This is a genomic window from Nocardioides panacisoli (assembly GCF_039537325.1).
Classification (GTDB): Bacteria; Actinomycetota; Actinomycetes; order Propionibacteriales; family Nocardioidaceae; genus Nocardioides; species Nocardioides panacisoli.
Map to the genome: position 1 here is coordinate 38678 of NZ_BAABAH010000007.1, position 25073 is coordinate 63750.

At 73.9% G+C, this 25073-nt stretch carries 23 protein-coding genes; 8 read left to right on the forward strand and 15 right to left on the reverse strand.

Going from position 1 to position 25073, the window contains the following annotated elements; all coding sequences use genetic code 11:
• Window positions 1-53 precede the first annotated feature (53 nt).
• Window positions 54-2402: a DEAD/DEAH box helicase gene (locus ABD709_RS11480; RefSeq protein WP_344775450.1), complete on the forward strand. Its 2349-nt coding sequence runs from the start codon at window positions 54-56 to the stop codon at window positions 2400-2402.
• Between the two features lie 20 nt (window positions 2403-2422).
• Window positions 2423-2755 (forward strand): hypothetical protein, encoded by a 333-nt coding sequence (locus ABD709_RS11485; RefSeq protein WP_344775452.1) that lies wholly within the window; start codon window positions 2423-2425, stop codon window positions 2753-2755.
• 6 nt (window positions 2756-2761) lie between these two features.
• Here the strand turns inward: ABD709_RS11485 and ABD709_RS11490 are convergent, their stop codons facing one another.
• The 7 genes from ABD709_RS11490 to ssd form a co-directional block, all read right to left on the reverse strand.
• The gene (locus tag ABD709_RS11490) at window positions 2762-3109 is read right to left on the reverse strand and encodes an Rv3654c family TadE-like protein (protein ID WP_344775716.1); all 348 of its coding nucleotides are present in this window, start codon (window positions 3107-3109) and stop codon (window positions 2762-2764) included.
• Complete coding sequence (locus ABD709_RS11495; RefSeq protein WP_344775454.1) at window positions 3109-3477, reverse strand: TadE family type IV pilus minor pilin; 369 nt, start codon at window positions 3475-3477, stop codon at window positions 3109-3111. Before ABD709_RS11495 ends, ABD709_RS11490 begins: the two co-directional genes overlap by 1 nt.
• Window positions 3474-3656, reverse strand: coding sequence for a DUF4244 domain-containing protein (locus ABD709_RS11500; RefSeq protein ID WP_344775456.1), 183 nt, complete (start codon window positions 3654-3656; stop codon window positions 3474-3476). The genes ABD709_RS11495 and ABD709_RS11500 overlap by 4 nt, the downstream gene beginning before the upstream one ends.
• Window positions 3657-3828: 172 nt before the next feature.
• Window positions 3829-4557, reverse strand: a complete 729-nt coding sequence (locus tag ABD709_RS11505) for a type II secretion system F family protein (protein WP_344775458.1) — start codon at window positions 4555-4557, stop codon at window positions 3829-3831.
• Entirely contained in the window at window positions 4554-5342 is a 789-nt protein-coding gene (locus tag ABD709_RS11510) for a type II secretion system F family protein (protein ID WP_344775460.1), read from the reverse strand. Before ABD709_RS11510 ends, ABD709_RS11505 begins: the two co-directional genes overlap by 4 nt.
• Entirely contained in the window at window positions 5339-6514 is a 1176-nt protein-coding gene (locus ABD709_RS11515) for a TadA family conjugal transfer-associated ATPase (protein ID WP_344775462.1), read from the reverse strand. The genes ABD709_RS11510 and ABD709_RS11515 overlap by 4 nt, the downstream gene beginning before the upstream one ends.
• Complete coding sequence (ssd, locus tag ABD709_RS11520; RefSeq protein WP_344775464.1) at window positions 6511-7566, reverse strand: septum site-determining protein Ssd; 1056 nt, start codon at window positions 7564-7566, stop codon at window positions 6511-6513. The genes ABD709_RS11515 and ssd overlap by 4 nt, the downstream gene beginning before the upstream one ends.
• 130 nt (window positions 7567-7696) lie before the next feature.
• Between ssd and ABD709_RS11525 the strand changes: the two genes are divergently transcribed.
• Window positions 7697-8494, forward strand: a complete 798-nt coding sequence (locus ABD709_RS11525) for an HAD family hydrolase (protein WP_344775466.1) — start codon at window positions 7697-7699, stop codon at window positions 8492-8494.
• Between the two features lies 1 nt (window position 8495).
• Here the strand turns inward: ABD709_RS11525 and ABD709_RS11530 are convergent, their stop codons facing one another.
• Together ABD709_RS11530 and ABD709_RS11535 are read right to left on the reverse strand one after the other, a co-directional pair.
• Window positions 8496-9740 carry an MFS transporter gene (locus ABD709_RS11530; RefSeq protein WP_344775468.1) on the reverse strand — a complete coding sequence of 415 codons (1245 nt, stop codon included), beginning with the start codon at window positions 9738-9740 and terminating at the stop codon, window positions 8496-8498.
• A gap of 421 nt (window positions 9741-10161) precedes the next feature.
• Window positions 10162-10884, reverse strand: a complete 723-nt coding sequence (locus tag ABD709_RS11535; RefSeq protein ID WP_344775470.1) for a Fic family protein — start codon at window positions 10882-10884, stop codon at window positions 10162-10164.
• A 102-nt stretch (window positions 10885-10986) separates the two neighbouring features.
• Between ABD709_RS11535 and ABD709_RS11540 the strand changes: the two genes are divergently transcribed.
• Genes ABD709_RS11540 through ABD709_RS11560 form a run of 5 tightly spaced genes read left to right on the forward strand, consistent with a single transcriptional unit; the run spans window position 10987 to window position 15704 of the window.
• Complete coding sequence (locus ABD709_RS11540) at window positions 10987-11898, forward strand: class I SAM-dependent methyltransferase (RefSeq protein WP_344775472.1); 912 nt, start codon at window positions 10987-10989, stop codon at window positions 11896-11898.
• Window positions 11899-11910: 12 nt separating this feature from the next.
• Complete coding sequence (locus ABD709_RS11545; protein ID WP_344775474.1) at window positions 11911-13044, forward strand: sensor histidine kinase; 1134 nt, start codon at window positions 11911-11913, stop codon at window positions 13042-13044.
• Window positions 13041-13763, forward strand: coding sequence for a LytR/AlgR family response regulator transcription factor (locus tag ABD709_RS11550; RefSeq protein WP_344775476.1), 723 nt, complete (start codon window positions 13041-13043; stop codon window positions 13761-13763). The genes ABD709_RS11545 and ABD709_RS11550 overlap by 4 nt, the downstream gene beginning before the upstream one ends.
• A gap of 10 nt (window positions 13764-13773) precedes the next feature.
• Complete coding sequence (locus tag ABD709_RS11555; RefSeq protein ID WP_344775478.1) at window positions 13774-14181, forward strand: hypothetical protein; 408 nt, start codon at window positions 13774-13776, stop codon at window positions 14179-14181.
• Window positions 14178-15704, forward strand: a complete 1527-nt coding sequence (locus ABD709_RS11560) for a sodium/solute symporter (RefSeq protein WP_344775479.1) — start codon at window positions 14178-14180, stop codon at window positions 15702-15704. Before ABD709_RS11555 ends, ABD709_RS11560 begins: the two co-directional genes overlap by 4 nt.
• Before the next feature lie 141 nt (window positions 15705-15845).
• Here the strand turns inward: ABD709_RS11560 and ABD709_RS11565 are convergent, their stop codons facing one another.
• From ABD709_RS11565 to ABD709_RS11590, 6 genes are all read right to left on the reverse strand, one after another.
• Complete coding sequence (locus ABD709_RS11565; RefSeq protein ID WP_344775481.1) at window positions 15846-16964, reverse strand: uroporphyrinogen-III synthase; 1119 nt, start codon at window positions 16962-16964, stop codon at window positions 15846-15848.
• Window positions 16965-16969: 5 nt separating this feature from the next.
• Window positions 16970-17323 (reverse strand): nitrite reductase small subunit NirD, encoded by a 354-nt coding sequence (gene nirD, locus ABD709_RS11570; RefSeq protein WP_344775483.1) that lies wholly within the window; start codon window positions 17321-17323, stop codon window positions 16970-16972.
• Window positions 17320-19860 (reverse strand): nitrite reductase large subunit NirB, encoded by a 2541-nt coding sequence (nirB, locus tag ABD709_RS11575; protein ID WP_344775484.1) that lies wholly within the window; start codon window positions 19858-19860, stop codon window positions 17320-17322. The genes nirD and nirB overlap by 4 nt, the downstream gene beginning before the upstream one ends.
• A complete protein-coding gene (locus tag ABD709_RS11580; protein WP_344775486.1) occupies window positions 19857-21302 on the reverse strand; it encodes an FAD-dependent oxidoreductase in 1446 nt (481 codons plus the stop codon). Before ABD709_RS11580 ends, nirB begins: the two co-directional genes overlap by 4 nt.
• A 77-nt stretch (window positions 21303-21379) precedes the next feature.
• Window positions 21380-23446, reverse strand: coding sequence for a molybdopterin oxidoreductase family protein (locus ABD709_RS11585; RefSeq protein ID WP_344775488.1), 2067 nt, complete (start codon window positions 23444-23446; stop codon window positions 21380-21382).
• The gene (locus ABD709_RS11590; RefSeq protein ID WP_344775490.1) at window positions 23446-24999 is read right to left on the reverse strand and encodes an MFS transporter; all 1554 of its coding nucleotides are present in this window, start codon (window positions 24997-24999) and stop codon (window positions 23446-23448) included. Before ABD709_RS11590 ends, ABD709_RS11585 begins: the two co-directional genes overlap by 1 nt.
• Between the last annotated feature and the right edge of the window lie 74 nt (window positions 25000-25073).

The following is a 25073-nucleotide window of genomic DNA, read 5'->3' on the forward strand; positions in this document are numbered from 1 at the left end:
ACCTTCTCCACGCACGACGCACAGGTGTCGGGAGTGGTTGGCACAATCGGCGGGTGAGCCCTGGCACCTCCCTCCCACCCGCGGACCGGGCGCCGTCTCACCGACCCGAGGAGCTCGTCGCACGGCTCACCGCGGCGCCCGGGAGAGCAGACCGGCTCACCCACCTCGAGCTGCTCCCGGAGCGGGCCGCGACCCTCGCCGACTGGCCGGAGTGGGCCGACCCGGCGCTCGTGCGGGCGTACGCCGACCGCGGCGTCACCCGGCTGTGGCAGCACCAGGCGGCCGCAGCCGACGCGGCGCACGCCGGCCAGCACGTCGTGCTCGCGACCGGCACCGCCTCCGGGAAGTCGCTGGCCTACCTGCTGCCGGCGCTGAGCGCCGCCCGCGCCGGGCGCGGGGCGCGCGGGCAGCGTGGCGCCAGCACGCTCTACCTCGCGCCCACCAAGGCGCTGGCCCAGGACCAGCGCGCCGCGATCGCCGAGCTCGGCCTGGACCTGCGGGTGGCGACCCACGACGGCGACAGCCCGCCCGAGCAGCGCGAGTGGACCCGCGACCACGCGGAGTACGTCCTGACCAACCCCGACATGCTGCACCGGTCGCTGCTCCCCGGCCACGCGCGCTGGGCACGGTTCTTCTCGACCCTGCGCTTCGTCGTCGTCGACGAGTGCCACCACTACCGCGGTGTCTTCGGCGCCCACGTGGCCCAGGTGCTCCGGCGGCTCCGGCGGGTGGCCGCGGCGCACGGGTCAGACCCGACCTTCGTGCTGGCATCGGCGACAGTGGCCGAACCCGGGGTGGCGGCCCAGCGGCTGACCGGGCACGAGGTGCTCGAGATCACCGGCGACACCTCGCCGCGGGGCGAGGTGGCGGTGGCGCTGTGGGAGCCGCCGCTGACCTCCTTCCGGGGCGAGCACGACGCTCCCGTGCGCCGGCCGGCGTCCGCCGAGACCGCCGACCTGCTGACCGACCTGGTTCTCGAGGACGTGCGCACGCTGGCGTTCGTGCGCTCGCGGCGCGGCGTCGAGCAGGTGGCGCGGCGGACCGCGGAGCTGCTGGAGGAGGTGGACCCGGCGCTGGCGGCGCGGGTCGCCTCCTACCGGGGCGGCTACCTCCCGGAGGAGCGCCGGGCGCTGGAGCAGGACCTGCGCAGCGGGCGGCTGCTCGGCATGGCCGCGACGAACGCGCTCGAGCTCGGCATCGACGTGAGCGGTCTGGACGCCGTCGTGATCGCCGGCTTCCCCGGCACCCGTGCGGCGTTCTGGCAGCAGGTCGGCCGAGCGGGCCGGACCGGTGGGGGCGCGCTCGGCGTACTCGTCGCACGGGACGACCCGCTCGACACCTACCTCGTGCACCACCCCGAGGCGCTCCTCGGTCGGCCGGTCGAGGGGACGGTCTTCGACCCGGGGAACCCCTACGTCCTCGGGCCGCACCTGTGCGCCGCGGCGCAGGAGATCCCGCTGACGACTGCCGACCTGCCGCTGTTCGGGCCCACCGCGCGAGAGCTGCTCGACGACCTGGTCGGGGCCGGGCTGCTGCGCCGCCGGCCCCAGGGCTGGTTCTGGACCGATCGCCGGCGCGCGGCCGACCTCGCCGACATCCGCTCCGCCGGCGGCGCGCAGGTCCAGCTGATCGAAGGAGCGACCGGCCGGGTGGTCGGCACCGTCGACGGCGGACGTGCGCACTCCAGCGCCCACGCGGGCGCGGTGTACGTCCATCGCGGCGAGACCTGGCTGGTCGAGGAGCTCGATCTCGACCAGCGGGTCGCGGTGATGCGCCCGGCGGAGGCCGACTGGACCACCAGCGCCCGCGAGACGACCGACATCACCATCGCCGTCGAGCAGGAGCACGTGATGTGGGGCCGGTGCCGGCTCTCGGTCGGCACGGTCGACGTCTCCAGCCAGGTCGTCTCCTACCTGCGCAGGCGGGCGTCGACCGGCGAGGTGATCGACGAGACGCTGCTCGACCTCCCCGTGCGCACCCTGCGCACGACCGCGGTCTGGTGGACCGTGCCCGACGACGTCCTCGCCGAGACCGGGCTCGCCCAGGACGACCTGCCGGGTGCCGCCCATGCCGCCGAGCACTGCTCGATCGGCCTGCTGCCGTTGTTCGCGACCTGCGACCGGTGGGACATCGGCGGCGTCTCGACCGCCCGGCACCCCGACACCGGCGTGCTGACCGTCTTCGTGCACGACGGCCACCCCGGGGGCGCCGGCTTCGCCGAGCGGGGCTATCGCACCGCCGCCCGGTGGCTCACCGCGACCCGGGACGCGATCGCGGCGTGCGAGTGCCTGACCGGGTGCCCTTCCTGCATCCAGTCGCCCAAGTGCGGCAACGGCAACGAGCCGCTCGACAAGGACGGCGCGGTCCGGCTGCTCGATGCGCTGCTGGCCCGGCAGGTCTGAGCGCCGATACGCTCCCCGCCATGGTGCTCTTCGGGCTGGTCCTCGTCATCCTCGGCGTGCTGCTCGCGCTGGCCGGCCTGTTCGGCACCGGTTATGACTACGACAGCCACAACAACTTCCAGTCCAGCCAGTTCCTGGGCATCGACGCCGACCCTGCGGTGCTCATCATCATCGGCATCGTCGCGGGCGCGCTGGTCGTGATCGGGCTCTGGATCATGAAGATCGGCGCCCAGCTCGGCTGGAAGCACCGCAAGGAGCAGAAGCGGCTCAACGAGCTCTCCGAGAAGCTCGACCGGGCGGAGGCCGAGCGACGCGCCAAGGGTGACGTCGAGGACGAGGACGCCAGCAGCTGACCCGGGTCAACCGCTGGCGGGTCCCGCGCGGGCCTGCCCGGTGAGGTCGCCGGTCTGACCGAGCCACCGCGGGCCGGTGACGACCACCTCGATCACCGCATCGGTGCCCTCGATCGAGCAGGACGTCAGGCGCGCGCCGTTGGCCGCGGCGACCGCCGCCCCCTCGCCGCACGGGTCACCGCCGTCGGCGATCGCCGAGGCGGCGGCGAGCGCCGCGAGGTCGGCCGCGGCCTGCGCCTCCCGGTGGGCGGCGACCATGGCCGCCACGACGGAGAGCGCCGCGCCCAGGAGCAGCAGCAGCCCGATGCAGCTGATCGTGAACACCGTCGCCCCGCCGCGCTCGTCCCGCGCCATCACGGGCCGGCCCCGTCCTCCTCGACGGCGGCGACGGCCTCCGCCGAGACCGAGGCACCCGGGAGGAACGCGAACAGCCCGCCTGGACCGGGCACCTGGCCGGACGCCCGCGCCACGACCCGGTCGCCCTCGGTCGTCACCGTGACCGTCACACCCTCCGGGGCGACCCGCTCCCCGGTGGCCACGGCCGCACCGGTGTCGTCCCCGCGCGCGACCGCCCGTGCGGCCTCCCGCGCGGCGTCCACCGTGCGCACCTGGGCCGCGCCGACGGAGAGCAGCCACACCAGCGCGGTGGTGACGGCGAGCAGCGTCGGCAGGGCGAGCGCCAGCTCGGCCGTCACCGCGCCCCGCTCGGACCGCCGCCTCATCCGATGCCCAGCAGGCTCATCACGTGGTCGAACAGGGTCCGCAGCAGGTGGTCCCCGAAGCCGCCGGTGAGCAGCTTGAACAGCAGGCCCGCCAGGCCGGCGCCGGCAGCCGTGCCGACGGCGTACTCCGCCGTGGTGATGCCGCGCTCGTCACTGCGGACGGGAGTGATGTGGTTCATCGGATCTCCTTCGATCGGTCGCGCCGGCCGCCCCGTGCGGCCGGCGCAGCAGAGCCTCCGCGAGCGCGGCGACGGAGTGGCCTGGTGCCCGGACGGCCTGTGGAGCGGCGCACCCCGTCACCCGCCCTGTGCACGGTTCCCGGCCCGTTCCGGGACGCAGGGGGCACAGGCGCTACCAGTCGATCGCCCCTGCCAGCCCGGCCACGAGCGGGACGATCCCGAGCAGCAGGAAGGCGGGCAGCAGACAGACGCCCAGCGGTACGGCGGCGCGCACGCCCACCGCGCGGGCTCGGTCCTCGACGGCGGCGCGCGCCTCCCGCGCGAGGTCCTCCCCCAGCCGGTCGACGGCGGCGACGACCGGGGCGCCGGTGCGGTGGGTACGCGCCATCGTGCGCCCGAGCGGGCCCAGCGCAGGGTCCTCGGCGAGGCCGGCCCAGACCTCAACCGGGTCGCTGCCGAGCTCGAGCCGGACCGCGACCGAGCGCAGCCGGTCCGCGGCGGCGCCGGGCAGCGCGCGACAGGTCAGGTCGACGGCCGCCGCCGGTGCGGAGCCCGCCCGGAGCGCGGCCCCGAGCAGGCAGACGACGTGCGGAAGGTCGCGGCGGACCTCCTCGCGCCGGCGTCGCACCGCCGGAGGCTCCAGCCGTCCCGCGACGACCCAGACCACGACAGCGGCGACCGCCCCCGCCAGCGGCGCCGCCGGACCACCGAGGAACGCCCAGCAGCCGACGCCGGCGAGCACAGCCCACAGGAGACGCCACCGGCGCAGCAGCCCGAGGTCCTCGGTCGGCGGGGCGGCCGGATCGGCGACCGGCGGTGCCGCGCGCGACCGCGACGGCACCGCCAGCACGGCGGCGCACGCCGCGGCAACCGCGGCGACCGCGGTCAGCGCGGCGGTCACCGGCCCCGCTCCACGTCCCGGGCCAAGGCCTCGATCCAGGTCAGCCCGGCGAGCAGGAACCCGAGCCCGCCGGCGAGACAGCCGAGTCCCACGGGCGTGGCGAGCAGGAAGGTCCAGGGGTCCGCGCCCGCGCTCCCGCCCATCAGCAGCGCGAGCACGGGCAGCACGGCGACCAGCCGCGCGGTCGCCCGGGCCGACGCCAGCTCGCCACGGACCACGCGCCGGGTCTGCTCTGTCGCACGGAGCTCCTCACCGACGCGGACCACCGTGTCGCCGAGGCCGTGCCCGGTCCGGTGCGCCACCTGCCAGGCGGCGGCCACGACCCGCAGGTCGCCGGCACCGGGCGTTCCGGTGAGGTCGCGGAGGGCCGCGGGTACGTCGCCGCCCGTCGCGGCGGTCCGCGTCACGGCTGCGAGCAGCGGCCAGTCCCCGGCGGCGCGCTCGAGCGCCGCCGCGGGTGCCTGGCCGGACACGAGCTCGGCGTGCAGCGTGGCGCACAGCTCGACGACCCGTCCGCGGACCACGGCCTCGTCCCTGTCGGCGCGGTGCCGCGCGACCAGCCGCGTCGCCACCGCTGCGGCCACGAGCCCGATCACCGCCAGCACCGCCAGCCGCGGTGACCCGGCGGCGAGCACTGCGACGAGGAGCGTCCCGCCACCCAAGAGGTACGGCGTCCCGCGCGCCCGCCGCGCACCACCGCCGAGCGACGCGCGTCCCGGCAGCGCGAGGGCGCACGCGGCGGCCGCCAGCACGACGGCGAGGACCGTCGCCACGGCGCCGGTCACCCCCGGTCCCTGGCGTCGACCAGGTCGAGCAGCCGCCGCCCGCCCGGTCCACCGCTGAGGCTGCCGTCGCGGGCGACCCGGACCGCGGTCGCCGTACGCACGAGGCCGGAGGGATCCCGCTCCAGGACGGCGATCTCGCCCAGTCGCCGACGTCCGTCGCGGTCGCGCACCATGTGCAGCACCGCGTCGACCGCGGAGGCGAGCTGGCTGTGCGCCGCGTCGCGGCCGAGCCCGGCGGAGAGCGCGAGCGCCTCGACCCGCGCAGGCAGGTCGGCCGCCGAGTTGGCGTGGACCGTGCCGCAGCCGCCCTCGTGGCCGGTGTTCATCGCGGCCATCAGCTCGACGACCGCGCCGTCGCGCACCTCCCCGACGACCAGCCGGTCGGGGCGCATCCGCAGCGCCTGCCTGACCAGGTCCCGCAGCCCGACCGCGCCGGCGCCCTCCAGGTTCGCCGGGCGCGCCTCGAGCCCGACCACGTGCGGGTGGTCCGGCCGCAGCTCGGTGGCGTCCTCGACCACCACGATCCGCTCGGCGGGGTCGACGGCACCCAGCAGCGCGGCCAGGAGCGTGGTCTTGCCGCTGCCCGTACCGCCGGTCACCAGGAACGCCAGCCGGCCGCCGACCACCTGGCGCGCCAGGTCGAGGGTCTCGTCGGTCAGCGTCCCGTCGTCGCGCAGCTGGTCGAGGGTGAACCCGCCCTGCCGCGGCACCCGGAGCGAGATCGCGGTCCCCGGGCGCGCCAGCGGTGCCAGGACCGCGTGGCAGCGGGTCCCGTCGGGCAGCCTGACGTCGGCCCACGGCGCGGCGTCGTCGAGGCGGCGTCCGCCGGACGCGACGAGCCGCTGTGCGAGCCGGCGTACCTGCTCCTCGCTGTCGAAGCGGACCGACGTCGGGCGCAGCCCGTCGCCCTCGTCGACCAGGACGACACCCGCCCCGTTGACCAGGACGTCGGTGACGCCGGGCCGCCGGAGCAGCGGCTCGAGCGGACCGGCGCCGACGACGTCGCGGCGCAGCGCCTCGTAGACGGCGAGCACGGTCGCGTCCCCGACCGGCCGGCCGGCCGCCCGCAGCGACTCCGCGACGCGGTGCGGCGTCAGCTCCCCCGGGGTCCGGACCAGACGGTCCCGGACCTCGTCCACCAGCGCGCCGACCTCCTCGGCCTCCGTCCTCACGACGCGCTCCGCGAGGACCTCGCGAGGACGGCCTCGGCCGCGCGGGCGAGCGGGCCGCGGGCGGCCCGCAACGGTCCGAGGCCGAGGTCGATCGCCTCGTGCACGCCGCGCTGGTCCCGCATCTGCGCGACGACAGGAGCGCGGACGGCGCGCGCGACGTCGGAGGCGGCCAGCTCCTCGCCGCGTACGACGACGTCGACCTCGGGGTGGTCCGCGAACCGGGCCCGGATCCGCGCCGACGCCGCGACGCCCACGACGCTGGCCATGGTGACGACCACGAGCCGGTCGCAGCGGGCGGCGACCTCGTCGATCAGCCGGTCCGGGGTCCGCGGCAGGTCCACCAGCACGGTGCGGTGGCCGCGGCGGGCGGCCGAGAGCGCCTCGCGGACCGCGAAGGCCTGCAGCGTCTGCGGCCGGCCGCCGACGTACCACGACAGCACGCCGAGCTGGTCCCGCCTCGGCAAGGCCTCCCGGAGGGAGCGCGCCGAGAGCCGGCCGGTCGTCTGGCAGAGCGCGTCCCAGCGGAAGCCCTCGGTGCGCTCCATCCCGAGCATCCGGTCCAGGCCGGGTCCCTGCGGGTCGCAGTCGATGACGACCGCGTCGCCGGACCGCGCCGCCCACTGGCCGAGCGCGCACGCGAGGGTCGTGGCGCCGGCGCCGCCGGACCCGCCGACCACGCCGATCACCTCGCCCCTCGTCGTCTGGTGCTCGGTGAGGTCGGCGAGCAGCTCGACCAGCCAACCGGCCGACCCGGGCAGCTCGACGACCTGCTCGACGCCGAGCGCGAGCGCGGTCCGGAACAGCTCGTCCGGCGCGCGGTGCTGGGTGACGAGGTAGGCGTGCGACCTCGTCCCCGGCGCGACCCGCACCAGGTCGGGCGCGAGGTCCGGGCCCACGAGGGCGACCGGCGCCCGGGCCCAGCCCGACAGGGCGTCGATCGGGTCGCGCACGACGACGGGCGTGACGTCGGCGGCCGCGGTCAGCGGAAGCAGGGTGGCGATCAGGTCCTCGTCGGCGGTGACGACGAGCGGCGGTGCGTCGATGGCAGTCATGCCGGGGTGATCGCCGTACGCCGCCCGTGGCATGCGTCGTCGTGCGCCAGTTGTGGGCGATCGGACGGAATCCCCGTCCTGTGGAGGGTTCCTGGCCCGTTGTGTGGCGCCTGCGGCCTACGATTCTGGCATGTCCCCCCGCCGGAGCGCGGCGTTCTTCGACCTCGACAAGACGATCATCGCCAAGTCGAGCGTCCTCGCGTTCAGCAAGCCGTTCCAGGCCGGCGGGCTGATCTCGCGGCAGGCGCTGCTCAAGTCGGCCTACGCGCAGTTCGTGTTCATGGTCGGCGGCGCGGACCACGACCAGGTCGAGAAGATGCGCCAGTTCATGTCGCAGCTCGTCGCCGGGTGGGACGTCGCCACCGTGCGGGAGATCGTCGCCGAGACGCTGCACAACATCCTGGAGCCGCTCGTCTACGACGAGGCGGTGCAGCTGATCGAGGAGCACCACCTCGCCGGCAACGACGTGGTGATCGTGTCCACGAGCGGCAGCGAGGTGGTCGAGCCGATCGGCGCGATGCTCGGCGCCGACCGGGTGATCGCGACCCGGCTGGAGATCGTGGACGGCCGCTACACCGGCGAGATCGACTACTACGCCTACGGCGAGGAGAAGGCGAGCGCCGTCCGCGACTACGCCGCCGAGAAGGGCCTCGACCTCGCCGACTGCTACGGCTACAGCGACTCGATCACGGACCTGCCGATGCTCGAGGCCGTCGGTCACCCCCACGTCGTCAACCCGGACAAGGAGCTGCGCAAGGTCGCGGCCCAGCGCGACTGGCCCGTCCTGGTGTTCGTGAAGCCGGTCGCCCTGCAGAGCAGGCTGCCGCTGCCTCCGGCCAAGCCCACCCTCGCCGCCCTGGCGGTCGGCGGCGTCGTCGCCGTCGGCGCCGCGGTGTGGGTCGGCGTACGTCGGCGTAGCACCGCCTGACTCAGTCGGCGAGAGCCGCCTCGCCGCCGGAGGTCCGCGCGAGCGTGACGTTGCGGATCACGGGCCGGGTGGCACCGGCCACCCCGACGACCACGCACACCACGACGCAGCCGAGCTCGACGTCGCGCGCGCCGAACGCGAGCGCGAGAGGGCCGGCGGCGAGCTGCCCGATCGGCATTGCGACGAACGAGAAGAACCCGTCGATCGACATCACCCGCGACAGCATCTCCTCGGGCACCTTCTGCTGCACGGTCATGCTCCATGCGAGGTTCAGGACCGCAAGGCCGATCCCGGAGACCAGGAACCCCGCCGCGAGGACGGGTGTCTCGACCCAGGTGCCGAGCACGAGCATCGGCGCGCCGGTGCACGTGAAGCCGAGGACGCACGCGCGCAGCGGCCGTCCGATGTGCACGCGACCGAGGAACATCGCGGCGACGAAGATGCCGAGTGCCTCGGCGGCCCGCGCGAGGCCCCAGCCGCTGCTGCCGATCGTGCCCTCCGCGATCGAGGGCCCGAGCACGCCGATCGCGCCGCTGACGAGCGCGTTGAAGACCAGCGAGCACGAAGCCACCGGGATCACCCAGCCGAGGTGCCGCGCGAAGGACCAGCCGGCGGCGAAGTCCCCGATGACGCTCGGCTTCCGATCGGGCCTCAGGCCGAGCGGGAGCGAGACCGCGGTGAGGAAGCCCGCGGCGACGGCGTACGTCGCCGCGTCGGCGGCGAGTGCCCAGCCCGGGCCCACGGTCGCGACGAGGACACCGGACAGGGCCGGCCCGATGATCCGGAGCGCGCTCTCGGACTGGCCCATCAGCAGGTAGGCCGCCTTGCGGTCCGGCTCCGGCACGAGCACGGGCACCATCCCGTGGAACGCGGGGTAGCTCACCGCGAACACCGTCCCCGCCACGAACTGCAGGACCGCGAGCTCCCAGATCTGCGCGGTGCCGGTGAGGACCAGCACCGCCGTCGTCGCCTGCACGAGCGCCTGCACCAGGTTGCAGCCGCGCAGCACGAGGGCCCGCGGCAGCCGGTCGGAGACCGCCCCGCCGAGCAGCATGAACCCGACCATCGGCACGGTCCACGCCGCGAGCACCCAGCCCAGCGCCGATGCCGAGTCACTGATCCCCAGGACCGCGAACGCGAGCGCGACGCCCGACATCGACGACCCCGCGCTGTTGACCACCTCGCCGAGGAAGAACCACCGGAACGGCCTGCCGCTCAGCGGAGCGAGGTTCCAGCGCGCCGGCATGCGCCGACCGTACGTGGCAGCGGCGACGCTTCGCGCGGACATATCGCCGGTTCTGCCGACGGCAGATGCGTTCGGCCGCAGGAGGGCCCCCGTGTCGCTGCGCTGCCTACGGATCTCTGCGGCGCTCGTTCCTCGCGCCGCGCAGGTTCGGAAAAATGCAGGTGGCACCCGAGTCACGAAAGTCTCTCGGATGCCACCGCTGACACGTGAGCTGCTGGCTACCAGGCGTGCATCTCTAGTGCTGCCCCGGGAGTGTCCCGGTGGACAAGCGCCCTGTTAGGAAGGGTGGATCGCCGCGTGGGTACCCGGCTCACGTGTTGTCTCTGGAGTTCTTGCCTCCTTTGTACGCCCCTGCAGGGGCACCTTCAAGGCTTGTATTTGAAGGTGAAGCGGAGGACGGTGGGCCAGTTGGGACGGCCCGTCACCTGTCGAGCAGCGGGCTCGCCTCGGCGGCAGCGGCGTAGGCCTCGGCGGCGTACAGGAGCCAGGAGTGGACGCCCGGCTGGCCGCCCTTCTCGAAGCCCCGCAGGTTCGACTCGTACTCCGCCCGGAGCTTCAGGTGGGCCGCCTCCGGCACCACCAGCGACTTCTCGTCGACGCCCTTCGCTGCGATGACCAGGCGCTCGGCGGCGCGAGCGACGATGCCGTTGTGCGAGCCGAACGGCGCGGCGGTGAGGAGCTCCGCGTGGACCAGCGAGGCGATCGCGAGCGCGGGTGCGTCGGTGCTCGCGGTCACCAGCTCGCCGACGGCGCGGAGCTTCGCGGCGGCCTCGCCGTCCCGGGGGCGGCCGAGCCGCTCCTGGGGGAGCACGCCGGCCGCGGCCACGGCGTGCAGGCGCGCCAGGGCCTGCAGGGGCGCACGCCGCAGGACGGGCATCAGCCCGAGCAGCTCGGTCGACACCCGCACCGCGTCCTGCGCGATCTCGTCGCCGGCGCCGGCACGCACCTCGTCCAACGAGGACACCGATCCCTCGAGGACCGCGCTGGCGTGGGCGCCCCGGAGCAGCGACTCCGCCGTCACCTCGGGCGACGTACGCCGCAGCCCACGGTCCCGCAGCACGGCGTCGATCCCGTCCCGGGCCGCCGCGAACGCCGAGGGGACGCCCTCCAGGGACAACAGCCAGGCCAACGGGTCCGCGCTCACCCGCACCACCCTACGAGCGGCCCTTGCTCCCTCCCGACGCACCTACGGAAACGGGGGCGCGGCTCCGCGCGATCGGTCCGGCGAGCAACTAACCTGACCGCGATGACCACCCAGGAACCTTCCGCTGCGTCCGGCCCGGAGCCGGCGCTGAGCTTCGGCAGCGTGGTCGACGCCTACGAGCGGGGCCGTCCGGGCTACCCGATCGAGGCCGTCCGCTGGCTGACCGGCGACCAGCCGCTCAGCGTGCTCGAGCTGGGCGCCGGCACCGGCAAGCTCACGCGCGCGCTGGTCGAGCTCGGCCACGACGTGCACGCCACCGAGCCCGACCCCGCGATGCTCGACCGGCTCGCCCGCAGCGTCGACGTCACCCGGCTGTCCCAGACCGGCGCCGAGGAGATTCCGGCGGCCGACGCGTCGTTCGACATCGTGATCGCCGGCCAGTCCTACCACTGGTTCGACAAGGAGAGGGCCCTCCCCGAGATCGCCCGCGTGCTCAAGCGGGGCGGCTCGCTGTCCCTGGTGTGGAACGTCCGCGACGAGCGGATCCCGTGGGTCAAGCGGTTCGGCCGGCTGATCGGCACCCAGGAGTCGGGCGCCGGCCCGGACGACGCGCTCGAGTCGTCTCCCTACTTCGGCCCCGTCGAGGAGTCCGTCTTCAAGCAGTGGCAGGTCGTCGACCGCGAGTCGATCCAGGACATGGTGCTCTCGCGCTCGAACGTCGCGACGCTGCCGCCGGACGAGCGCGAGGCCAAGCTGCGCGAGGTGCTCGCGTTCTACGACGACTTCGGTCGGGGCATGGACGGCATGCAGGTGCCGTACGTCGTCCGGTGCTACCGCGCCGTCGTCGGCATCCGGCCGAAGACCGAGGAGCCCCCGATGGATGCGGCCGTGCCCGTCACGGACGACACCCCGGCGCCCTACGAGGGCGAGCCGACCCAGCCGGTCCGGCTCGGTGAGCTCACCGACCCGCCCTCCGACGACGACTCCGGCGTGCTCCTCATCGACTTCCGCTGAGAGCATGGGCCCATGCGCGGCTGGCGGCGGCGGCACCTGGGGAGCGAGGCCGACCGCGCCGCGTTCCGGGCGCTGCACCAGGCGTCGCTGGCGTCGCCGGCGCTCCGCGGGGGGCTGACCGAGAGCAGCGCGGCCCGGGCCATCGGGCACCTCCGCGCGCTGCTCGGCACGCCGGCGCTCGCGCTCACCGACACCGCCTCGGTGCTCGCCTGGGACGGCGACGGTGCGCACCACCGCGACCAGGCCACGGTCGTGGCGCTGCTCGCGATCGAGCGCGGCAGCACCCGCACGATCGACCGCGGCCAGCTCGGCTGCCCGACCGGCGGCTGCCCGGTGCGCACCGGGGTGGTGAGCCCGCTGGTCGTCGACGACCGCGTGGTCGGCACCGTCCAGGCGTTCGCCCCGACCCTGACGGCAGGGCTGGTGCGGGCGACCGACGAGGTCGCCAAGTGGGTGTCGGCCCAGCTGGAGCTCGCGGAGCTCGACGCCAGCCGCAACCGGCTGATGGAGGCCGAGGTCCGGGCACTGCGGGCACAGATCAGCCCGCACTTCGTCTACAACTCCCTCGGCGCCATCGCGAGCTTCGTGCGCACGGACCCGGACCGGGCGCGTGAGCTGCTGCTGGAGTTCGCCGACTTCACCCGTTACTCCTTCCGCCGGCACGGCGAGTTCACGACGCTGGCCGAGGAGCTCCGCTCGATCGAGCGGTACCTGCTGCTCGAGCAGGCACGGTTCGGTGACCGGCTCCAGGTCACCTTGAACATCGCTCCGGAGGTGCTGCCGGTCGTCGTACCGTTCCTCTGCATCCAGCCGCTCGTCGAGAACGCCGTACGGCACGGCCTCGAGGGCGCCGGCCCCGACCGGGACGTCGGCCACCTGCGGATCGTCGCGCACGACCGTGGCCACGAGTGCGTCGTCGAGGTCGAGGACGACGGCGCGGGTGAGGACCCGGAGAAGGTGCGCCGAGCGCTGGCGGGGGACGCCGAGCTGGACTCGGTCGGCCTCGGCAACGTGGACGCGCGCCTCCGCACGACGTTCGGTGACGACTACGGTCTCGTCGTGGAGACCGCACCGGGAGCCGGGACCAAGGTGATCGTCCGCGTCCCGAAGTTCGCTCCCGGCGTCACCGCGGGAGCGGGCTCGTGACCGGGCTGCGGGTGCTCGTGGTCGACGACGAGCGACCGGCGCTCGACGAGCTGACCTTCCTGCTGCGGGCCGACAGCAGGATCGACGAGGTGGTCGGCTGCGACTCCGCGACCGAGGGGCTGCGGATCCTGCGCGAGCACGACGTCGACTGCGTGTTCCTCGACATCCAGATGCCGGGCCTGAGCGGTCTCGAGCTGGCCGAGGTGCTCGGCCGGTTCAAGGAGCCGCCGCCGGTCGTGTTCGTCACCGCGCACGAGCAGCACGCGGTCGAGGCGTTCGACCTGCACGCGGTGGACTACGTGCTCAAGCCGGTCCGCGCGGAGCGGCTCGCCGAGGCGGTGCGCCGCGTGGTCAGCGACAGCGACCGGCCGGTGCCGGAGGACACCCAGATCCCGGTCGAGCGCGGCGGCGTCACCCGGTTCGTCGACCGCGGCGACATCCGGTACGTCGAGGCGCAGGGCGACTACGCCCGGCTGCACCTCGCCGACGACGAGTCCTACCTGCTCCGGGTGCCGCTCTCCACGTTGGAGGAGGAGTGGGCCGGCGCCGGGTTCCACCGGATCCACCGCTCGCTGCTGGTCGCGCTCCCGCACGTCACCGAGGTCCGCACCGAGGCCGGTCGATGCTCGGTCGTCGTCGGCGACACCGAGCTGCCGGTGAGCCGGCGGCACACGCGCGAGCTCCGCGACGTGCTCGTCCGTCGTGCGCGAGGCGGCTAGGGATGCCGTCGTGAGCGAGGAGCCGCCACCGCGGGTCCGGGTCACCGGCCCCTCGCGGCAGCTCGCCGGGAGGCCGCGCAGCCGGCTGGGCGACGTGCACGAGCAGACCCCGCTCGGCGGCGTCTACCTGAGCTCGCTGCTCCGCGCGCAGCTCGGCCTCGCCGTACGCGTGCTCGCGGTCGTCGCCGTCACGATCGTCGCGCTCCCGCTGCTGTTCCACCTGGTGCCCGGGCTGAGCGACGTCGAGCTGGCCGGGCTTCCGCTTGCGTGGGTGCTGCTGGGCGGCGCGGTCTACCCGTTCCTGCTGCTCCTCGGCTGGCGCTATGTCCGGCAGGCCGAGCGCAACGAGCGCGACTTCGCCGACCTCGTGCACGGTGCCGCGGACGAGGACGGGCCCGAGGACGAGGCCGGCGCATGAGCGCCGATGCCCTGCCCGGCATCGTCGCCGTCGTGCTGGTCACTGCGGTGACGCTGGCGATCGGCACGCTGGGGCTGCGGGTCTCGCGCACGACCAGCGACTTCTTCGTCGCGTCCCGCAGCGTGCACCCGCGGCTGAACGCGTCGGCGATCGGCGGGGAGTACCTCTCCGCCGCCTCCTTCCTCGGCGTCGCCGGGCTGCTGCTCGTGGGCGGCGCGGACATGCTGTGGTACCCGGTCGGCTGGACCGCCGGCTACCTCGTCCTGCTGGTCCTCGTCGCCGCGCCGCTGCGCCGCTCCGGCGCCTACACGCTGCCCGACTTCGCGCAGGCGCGGCTGGACTCGACGACGGTCCGCACCGCGTGCTCGCTGCTGGTGGTCGGCGTCGGCTGGCTCTACCTGATCCCTCAGTTCGAGGGCGCCGGCATCACCCTCGAGGCGTCGATCGGCGCGCCGCCGTGGGCCGGCCCGGTGATCGTCGGCTCGGTCGTGCTGCTCAGCGTCGCGGCCGGCGGGATGCGCTCGATCACGTTCGTGCAGGCCTTCCAGTACTGGCTCAAGCTCACGGCGATCCTCGTCCCCGCGATGGTGCTGCTCGGGGTCTGGTGGGGCGACGGACGGCCCGGCGCCGCGTCGTCGTACGACGGCTGGTCGGTGCCGGTCAGCGGCGGCGGCGCGATCGGCCTCTACACGACGTACTCGCTGATCCTCGCGACGTTCCTCGGGACGATGGGACTGCCGCACGTGGTGGTCCGCTTCTACACCAACCCGGACGGCCGGGCCGCGCGCCGGACGACGCTGGCCGTGCTCGGGCTGCTCGGGCTGTTCTACGTGTGGCCGCCGGTGTACGCGGGTCTCGGGCGGGTGTACGGCGACGACCTCGCCGCGCACGGGCGCTCCGACGTGCTGGTCCTGGACCTCCCGCGGCTGGTGCTGCCCGGCGCAGCGGGCGACGTGCTGACCGGGCTGGTGACCGCCGGCGCGTTCGCGGCGTTCCTGTCGACGGCGTCCGGGCTCGCGATCGCGGTGTCCGGGGTGCTCACGCAGGACGTGGTCGCGCCGCTCCTGGGCCGGCGACTGCCCGACACCGTCGCCTCGGGAGTCACGCCGTTCCGGCTGTCGGCGGTCGCCGCGGTCGTCGCGCCGGTCGGCGTCTCGCTGCTGGTGCCGGACGAGGGCATCGCGGAGTCGGTGACGCTGGCGTTCGCGGTCGCGGCATCGACGTTCTGCCCGCTGCTCGTGCTCGGGATCTGGTGGCACGGGCTGACCGACGTCGGCGCCGTCGCCGGGCTCGCCGTCGGCGGGCTGGGCTCGTTCGGTGCCGCCGTGATCACCGTCGTCGGCAGCACCCCGTCCGGCTGGGCCGGTGCCCTGCTCGCCGAGCCCGCCGCCTGGAGCATCCCGCTCGCGTTCGTCGTGATGGTCGGCGTCTCGCTGCTCACCACCGGTCGCCGTCCCGCCCACGCCCGGCGGTTCCTCGTGCGGCTGCACACCCCCGAGGCGCTCGAAGTCCCGCGAGGTTGAGGTCGAACCCTCACTTCGAGCAGGTCGAACCCTCAGTTCGGGCAGGTCGAGCCTTCAGTTCGGCTCAGCACAAACTGACGGTTCGACCTGCTCGAAGTGAGAGTTCGACGTGCTCAAAGTGAAGGTTCGACGTGCTCGAAGTCAGGGTTCGACGGTCACGGCCAGCCGGTAGCCGCGCTTGACGACCGTCTGGATGCAGCGGGTGCCGAGGGCGGCGCGGAGGCGGGCGACGGCCATCTCGACGGCGTGCTCGGAGCCGGCGGTCCCGGAGGGGAGGGCGGCGAGCAGGTCGCGGCGGGAGACGACGTTGCCGGGGTTGACCAGCAGCGCCTGGAGGACGGCGTACGGCGCGGGCGAGAGCCGCACCTCGACGCCGTCGAGGAGCACGTCGTCGCCGTGCAGGAGCAGCGTGTGGCCGGCGACCTCGAGGGTGGTGCCGGCGGCGCGCGAGGGCAGCTCGACCTCGAGCTGCTTGACCATCGCGGCGAGGCGGGAGCGCTCCGGCCAGATCGACGGCACGCCCCAGCGCTCGAAGGCGGCGGCGGTGACGGGACCGACGCACGAGGCGACGACGTCGGCCTGAAAGGCGGTGATCACGTCGTCGCGCCGGCCGGTGGAGACCGCGGCCTCCATCAGGGCGGCGACCGCGGGCGCGGCGGTGAAGGTGACGGCCTGCACCCGCCGGGCGGCGACCTCCTCGACCAGCCGGAACATCGGCTCGACGTCGTCGGCCGCGACCACCCGGTAGACGGTGACGGTCGTGACCTCGGCGCCCAGCCGGCGCAGGGCGTGGGCGGCCATGGACAGCGACTGGCCGTGCTCCTGGACGACGATCCGCCGGCCGGTGAGGTTCCGCCCGCGCAGGTGGGAGAGGACGTCCTCGAACTCCTCGGACTCCGGCGCCCACAGCTCGCGGAGGCCGTGGCTGCGCAGGGCGCCGACACTCTTCGGGCCGCGCGCGAGGATCTCGGCGCGACCCAGCGTCTCGAGCAGCGGGTCGAGCAGTCCCCAGCGCTCGGCGGCGGCGAACCAGGACTTCATGCCGATACCGGTGGTGGCGAGGAAGATGTCGACCGGCTGCCCGATGAGGGCCTCGGTCGCGGCGCGCAGGTCGTCCTCGTCGATCCGGTTCGGGTCGACCGAGAGTGCCGGCGCGTGCACGACCTCGGCCCCGCGCCGCTCCAGCAGCGCGATCTGCTCCTCCGCGCGGCGTGCGGCCGTCACCCCGACCCGGAACCCGGCGAGCGGCTGGTCACCCAACGTGGTCATCCGAGGCGGTCCGGCTCCCTCTTGGCCCCGATGGTGACGACGCCGCCGGCCACGCGGACGTCGTACGTCGCCACGGCCGTCGCCGCGTCGTCGAGGCACCGGCCGGTCCGCAGGTCGAAGGCCTGCTTGTGCATCGGGCTCGCCACGAAGGGCACCTCCTCGTCGTCGAGGGTCCTGGTCCCCACGATGCCGCGGGACAGCACCGACGCGTTCGAGAACGGATCGTAGTTGGAGAGCGCGTAGACGGCGTCGTCGTGGGTCCGGAACACCGCCACCGCCTCCCCGTCGACGAGGGCGGCGACCCCGCCCTCGCGGTCGATCTGGTCGAGCCGGCAGACGTCCGCGCTCACCGGCCGGCCCCGACCGGGATCGTCGAGCCGAGGCTCACCGGACCGTCGGTGGTCGCGGCCTGGATCTGGCCGCGCTCCTCGCGGAAGGTGATGCTGGGGTCGGGCGTGCCGGGCGCGTTCACGAAGGACACGAACCGTGCGAGCTTCTCGGGGTCCTCGACCGTGGCGCGCCACTCGTCGAAGTAGGACTCCACGTGCGTCGCCATCGCCGCCTCGAGCTCGGAGCCGAGGCCGAGCGCGTCGTCGACGACGACCTCGCGGATGCGGTCGAGGCCGCCGTCGATCGAGTCCATCCAGTACGACGTCCGCTGCAGCCGGTCGGCGGTACGGATGTAGTACATGAGGAACCGGTCGAGGTAGCGGATCAGCTCGTCCTTGCTCAGGTCGCCCGCGAGCAGCTGCGCGTGCGCGGGGATCGCGCCGCCGTTGCCGCAGACGTAGAGGTTCCAGCCCTTCTCGGTGGCGATGACGCCGAAGTCCTTGGACCGCGCCTCCGCGCACTCGCGGGCGCAGCCGGAGACGCCGCCCTTGAGCTTGTGCGGCGAGCGCAGCCCGCGGTAGCGCAGCTCCAGCTCGATCGCGAGCCCGACGGAGTCCTGCACGCCGTAGCGGCACCAGGTCGAGCCGACGCACGACTTCACCGTCCGCAGCGCCTTGCCGTAGGCGTGGCCGGACTCGAAGCCGGCGTCGACGAGCCGCTTCCAGATCGCCGGCAGGTCCTCCATCCGCGCACCGAACATGTCGATCCGCTGGCCGCCGGTGATCTTCGTGTAGAGGCCGAAGTCGCGGGCGACCTCGCCGATCACGATCAGCCGGTCGGGCGTGATCTCGCCGCCGGGGATCCGCGGGACGACGGAGTAGGTGCCGTTCTTCTGGATGTTGGCGAGATAGGCGTCGTTGGTGTCCTGCAGCGTGCGGTTGGTGCTCTCGAGCACGTGGTGGTTGAGCAGGCTGGCCAGGATCGAGGCCACCGTGGGCTTGCAGATGTCGCAGCCGCGCCCGGTGCCGTGCGCCTCGATGATGTCGTCGAACCTGGTGTAGCCGTGGATGAAGACCACGTCGAACAGCTCGGCCCGCGTCATCGCGAAGTGCTCGCAGAGCGACCTGTCGACGACCACGCCCTGCCGGGCGAAGTAGTCCTCGACGATCCTCTTGACCACCGTCTTGCACGACCCGCACGTCGAGCCCGCCCGCGTCGTCGTGCCGTCGGCCGCCGCGGCCTCGATCTCGGCCTTCGTGACGTCGTTGCAGGAGCAGACCTGCATCTCGTCGGGCATGTCCATGGCGAGGCCGCCGCGCGAGGCCGGGAGGATCAGCTCCTCGGGGTTCTCCGGGAGCTCCATCCCGGAGCTCACCATCGGCCGGAGGATCCCGTAGGCCTCGGCGTCGCCGACGAGGACCCCACCCAGGAGCCGCTTGCCGTCCTCGCTGATGACCAGCTTCTTGTAGACCCCGGAGACGGCGTCCTGGTAGGTCAGCTCCAGCGCGCCCTCGGTCTCGCCGTGCGCGTCGCCGAAGGAGGCGACGTCGACGCCGAGCAGCTTGAGCTTCGTCGACATGTCGGCGCCGGTGAAGGAGCCGTCGCCGCCGAGCAGCCGGTCGACGACGACCTCGGCCATGTCGTAGCCGGGGGCGACCAGGCCGTACATCCGGCCCTGCACCGCGGCGCACTCGCCGATCGCGGAGATGTGCGCGTCGGAGGAGCGCAGCGCGCCGTCGACGAGCACGCCGCCCCGCTCGGCCACGTCGAGGCCGGCCGTGCGGGCCAGCGCGTCCCGCGGCCGGATGCCCGCGGAGAAGACCACGATGTCGACGTCGAGCGGGTTGCGGTCCTTGAGGGCGAGCTTCTCGACGCGACCCCGGGCGTCACCGAGGATCGACTGGGTCATGGCCCCGGTGTGCACGGTGAGCCCGAGCTTGTCGATGTGCCGGTTGAGCGTGCGCCCGCCCAGGTCGTCGATCTGCACGGCCATCAGCCGCGGCGCGAGCTCGACGACGTGGGTCTCGACGCCCAGCTGGTGCAGGGCGTTCGCCGCCTCGAGGCCGAGCAGGCCGCCGCCGATGACCGCTCCGACCCTGGCCTTGCGCCCCCTCGTCCCCTTCGTCACCGCCTCCCGGATCGCCTCGAGGTCCTCGATGGTGCGGTAGACGAAGACGTTCGCGAGGTCCCGGCCCGGCACCGGCGGCACGAACGGCGCGGCGCCGGTGGCGAGCACCAGCTCGTCGTAGTGCAGGTCCTCGCCCGTCGAGAGCGTCACGATCCGGTGCCGCGGCGAGATCGCGACGACCTCGGTCCCCAGGCGGAGCGTGACCCGCGGGTCGGCGTACTGACCGGAGGGCAGGAGGCTCAGCGCCTGCGCGCCGACCTCGAAGAAGGAGGTCAGCGCGACCCGGTCGTACGCCGGCCGCGGCTCCTCGCCGATCACGGTGATGTCGTAGGTCTCGGTGAGGCCGCGCGAGACGGCGGACTCCACGAACCGGTGGCCGACCATGCCGTGGCCGACCACGACGAGCTGCTTGCGGACGTGCGCGGTCATTGCGGGACTCCTGTCGTGGCGGGGGTTGCGAGGAGGAGCTGGCGAACGGCCGCGGCACAGCCTCCGCAGCCGGTCGTCGCGCGCGTGGTGTCGCGAGCCTGCTCGAGGGAGGAGCAGGCCCGGATCGCCCCGGCGGTGACACCGGCGCAGGTGCAGACCTCGGCGTCGTCCGGGAGCTGCACGGGCCGGGCCGAGCGCTCCGCGAGCAGCAGCTCGCCCGGCTCGGTCGGCCCGAGCACGGTCTGCCGGTCGTAGTGCTGGGTGATCAGGCCAACCCGGCTGAGGTCGCCGACGAGGGCGCCGGCGACGATCCGTCCGTCGCGTACGACGAGCTTGCGGTGCGACCCGCGCACGGGGTTGGACATCTCGACCACGTCACCGCCGACGCGCGCCTCGTGCTCGGGGTCACCGAGGACCGCGACGTCGAGATCGGTGGCGCGGAGCCGCGCGACGATCCGGCTGCCGTCGTACTTCACCGGCCGGCCGGTCAGCACCCCCGCGAGCACGGCCGCCTGCTCCCAGGCGGGCGGCACGAAGCCGGTGGTGCGGCCCTCGTGCTCGACGCAGTCGCCGATGCCGAAGACGTCGGGGTCGGAGACGCTCGCGAGCCGGTCGTCCACGACCACCCCGCGCCGTACCTCCAGGCCCGCCCGGCGCGCGAGCGCGGTCGACGGCCGGCCGCCCGCGGCCAGCACGACCAGGTCGGTGTCGAGCGTGACGCCGTTGTCCAGCCGGAGGCCCGTTCCCGCGGGCGCGTCCTCGAGGCGGACCGCGCGGACGCCGGTGTAGACCGAGACGCCGAGGCGCTCGAGGTCGCGGGCGAGGATCCTGCCGGCGGTGCTCCCGAGCTGCTGGTGCAGCAGGTGCTCGCCACCCTCGACGATCTCGGTCTCGATGCCCCGCACGCCGAGCGCCCGGGCCACCTGGAGCCCCAGCAGCCCGCCGCCGACGACGACGGCCCTTCGTGCGCCGGCCGACGAGGCCGCGTCGCGGAGCCGCTCGCAGTCGGCGAGCGAGCGGAACGCGTGCACCGCCTCGTGCAGCGAGCCGTCCATCCGGACCAGGCCGCGGATCGGCGGCAGCGTGGGGATGCTGCCGGTGGCGAGCACCAGGGCGTCGTACTCGACGATGGTGCCGTCCACGAGCATGACGTCCTTGAGTTCGCGCTCGATCTCGAGGACCCGGGCGCCGAGCCGCAGGTCGATCCCGTGGTCGGCGTACCACTCCGCGGAGCGGAGCGTGATCGCCTCCGGGCGGTGGGTTCCCTCGAGCACGGCGGAGAGCAGGATCCGGTTGTACGGCGGCGCCGGCTCGTCGCCGAGCACGGTGATCCGGAGGTCGGTGCCGGCCGCCACCAGCTCCTCGACGAGCCGGGTGGCCGCCATGCCGGAGCCGACGACGACCAGTCGTCGGCGCGCGGTGTCGGTGGCCCCGGAGCTCATGTCCACAACGAAACGGCGCGGAGGTTTCGCGTCGCGATCCCCGGCCTGCACCCCGGTGTCAACAGTTCCTCACACCCTCACGACGTGACCGAGGCAGCGCAGACCTTGAACTCCGGCATCCGGCTCGAGGGGTCGAGGGCGTCGTTGGTGAGCCGGTTCGCGCCGACCCAGTGGAACGGCACGAACACCGTGTCCGGGCGGATCGTGTCGACGACCCGCGCGGGTGCCTTCATCTCGCCGCGGCGGGTGCGGACGAGCACGGGCTCGCCGTCGCGGGCGCCGACCCGCGCGGCGAGCATGGGGTGCATCTCGACGAACGGGCCGGTGTCGGGGAGGTCCCTGATCCGCCGGGTCTGGGCGCCGGACTGGTACTGCGCGAGGACCCGGCCGGTGGTGAGGTGCACGGGGTAGGCCCGGTCCGGCTGTTCCGCGGCACCCGCGAACTCCTGGGCGAGGAAGCGGGCGCGGCCGTCCGGCGTCGCGAAGGCGTCGGCGAACAGCCGCGGCGTCCCGGGGTGCGAGGGGGCCGGGCAGGGCCAGAACACGCCCTGCTCCGCGCGGATCCGGTCGTAGCTGATGCCTGCGTAGTCGGCCTTCCCGCCGGCCGAGGCCCGGCCGAGCTCGGCGAAGATCTCCTCCGGCTCGGTCGAGAACGGGATCGGCGAACCGAGCCGCTCGGCCAGGCCGGCGATCACGTCGAGGTCGCTGCGCACGCCGGCGGGCGGCGCCGCGGCCTGCTGGCGCAGGATCACCCGCCCCTCCAGGTTGGTCATGGTGCCGGTCTCCTCGGCCCACTGGGTGACCGGCAGCACGACGTCGGCGAGGGCCGCGGTCTCGGACATCACGATGTCGCAGACGACGAGCAGGTCGAGTGCCTCCAGCCACTCGGTGACGCGGACGGCGTTCGGCGCGGACACGACGATGTTGGAGCCGAGGACGAGGAGCGCCTTCGCTCCGTCGTCGGTGCCGAGGCTCTCGAGCAGCTCGTACGCCGAACGCCCCCTGCCCGGCAGGGATGCGGGGTCGACGCCCCAGACGGCCGCCACGTGGTCGCGGGCCGCGGGGTCGTCGATCATCCGGTAGCCCGGCAGCTGGTCGGCCTTCTGCCCGTGCTCACGGCCGCCCTGGCCGTTGCCCTGGCCGGTGAGGCAGCCGTAGCCGGCGAACCGCTTGCCCGGCATGCCGAGGGCCAGCGCCACGTTGATCCACGACAGCACGGTCGCGGTGCCCTGGGCGTGCTGCTCGGCACCGCGGGCCGTCAGCACGACCGCCCGCTCCGCGCCGGCGAGCAGGCCGGCCAGCTCTCGCAGGTCGTCGGCGGCGACGCCGGTCGTGCGCTCCACGCGCTCCGGCCACCAGGACGCCACCGATCGGCGTACGTCCGCCCAGCCGGTCGTCCGGGCGGCGACGTACTCCTCGTCGACGGCCCCCTGCGCGTCGAGCAGGTGCAGGATGCCGAGGGCGAGGGCGAGGTCGGTGCCGGGCACCGGCTGCAGGAACAGGTCGGCCCGCTCGGCCGTGAGCGTGCGCCGCGGGTCGATGACCACGAGCCTGCCGCCGCGCTCGCGGAGCCGGTCCAGGTGCCGCGCGGCCGGCGGTATCGTCTCGGCCAGATTGGAGCCCACCAGCACGACGACGTCGGCGTGCTCGACGTCCGCGAGGGGGAACGGGAGACCGCGGTCGACGCCGAACGCCTGGTTGCCTGCCGACGCCGCCGAGCTCATGCACCAGCGGCCGTTGTAGTCGATCTGCGAGGTCCCGAGCGCCACGCGCGCGAACTTGCCGAGCTGGTAGGCCTTCTCGTTGGTCAGCCCCCCGCCGCCGAAGACCGCGATCGCGTCCTTGCCGTGCGCGGCCTGGAGGTCGCGGACCCGACCGGCGACGAGGTCGAGCGCCTCGTCCCAGCCGGCGGCGCGCAGCTCACCGGTCACGCGGTCCTTGACGAGCGGCGTGGTCAGCCGTTCCCGGCTGCCGCGCAGGCCCACGGCGGTCCAGCCCTTCCGGCACAGCGCGCCCTCGTTCACCGGGAAGTCCGGCCACGGCTGCACCTCTAGCGCAGCACGCCCCTGCTTCTGCAGGGACATGCCGCACTGGAGGCTGCAGTAGGGGCAGTGCGTGCGCACCGCTTCCGTCTCGGGAGTCATCAGACCCCGACGTAGCCCGTGTCGGCCGAACGCTTCCTCAGGTAGACGGCCCACGCGACGGTGCCGCACACCACGTAGAAGGCGGTGAAGGCCCAGAACGCCGCCTTGGTCGACGCCAGCGGATCGGTGACCCAGGGGCTGTTGAACGAGATCGGGATCAGGAAGCCCCCGATGGCGCCCACCGCACCGATGATGCCGACCGCGGCCGAGGAGAGCTTGTTGCCCTCGATCAGGGCGAGCTCACGCTCCGGCGTGCCCTCGGCGGTGTCCCGCGTGGCGTCCTTCCGGAAGATGGCCGGGATCATCTTGTACGTCGACCCGTTGCCGATGCCGGTGCAGAAGAAGATGAACATGAAGATCCCGAGGAACACCGGGAACCACGACGAGTTCGCGTCCACCGCGTTCTGCACGGCGGCCGGGTAGGTGAAGGAGCCGGGGTCGGCGGCGATGGCCTGCAGCGCGTCGGCGCTCGGCGGCGGCGGGAACGACGTCAGCTGACCCAGGGTCCAGACGATGCCCAGGGTCCCCAGCACCATCCCGGCGAACGCCGCGACCGTCACCTTGGCGCCGCCGACCCGGTCCGCGAGGTAGCCGCCGAGCGGCCGGGCCAGCGAGCCGACCAGGGCGCCGAGGAAGGCGTAGAAGGCGAAGTTGATGCCGATGCCGGGCACCTGCGGGACCGGCTGCCGCCAGAAGTTGAGCTTGATCAGCAGCGGCATCGCGGCCGAGTAGCCGATGAACGACCCGAAGGTGCCGATGTAGAGGAACGACATCACCCACGTGTGCCGGTGCCGGACCACGGCGAGCTGGGAGCGGGTGTCGGTCTTGGCGCCCTCGAGGTTGTCCATGAAGAGGAACGCGGCGAGCACGGCGCACACGGCGAGGCCGGCGTAGACGAAGGCGGCTCGCTCGAGGTGGATCCCACCCGCGCTCGCCTTGACCAGGCCGAAGATGCCCGCGCCGCCGACGATGACCGGCAACAGGAACTGGATGATCGAGACGCCGAGGTTGCCGCCCGCGGCGTTGAGGCCGAGCGCCGAGCCCTTGAGCCGCGCGGGGTAGAAGAAGTTGATGTTCGCCATCGACGAGGCGAAGTTGCCGCCGCCGAGCCCGGCGGTCGCGGCGATCAGGCAGAACGCCCAGTACGGCGTCGCCGGGTTGGTGACCGCGTAGGCGAACAGCAGCGTCGGCACCAGCAGCATGGACGCACTGATCATCGTCCAGTTGCGACCGCCGAACTTGCCGACCGCGAGGGTGTAGGGGATCCGGATCAGCGAGCCGACCAGGTTGGGGATCGCGACGAGGAAGAACAGCTGCTCGGGGGTGAACGCGAAACCCTGGGCGGCGAGGAAGGCCGAGGACACCGACCAGATCAGCCAGACCGAGAAGCCGAGGTGCTCGGCGAAGACCGACCACAGCAGGTTGCGGCGGGCGATCGGCGCTCCGGTCTCCTCCCAGAACTCGGTGTCCTCGGGTCTCCAGTCGGCGATCCAGCGACCCCGCCGGGTCGTCGCTGCGGCCGTGGTCGTGGGGGTGATGCTGGTCTGGGTCATGGCAGGAGCGTGCGAGAACGACGTTTCGCCCGGCCGCCACCGAGGGTCTCCGAGTCGTCAATTGCTCCTCACGT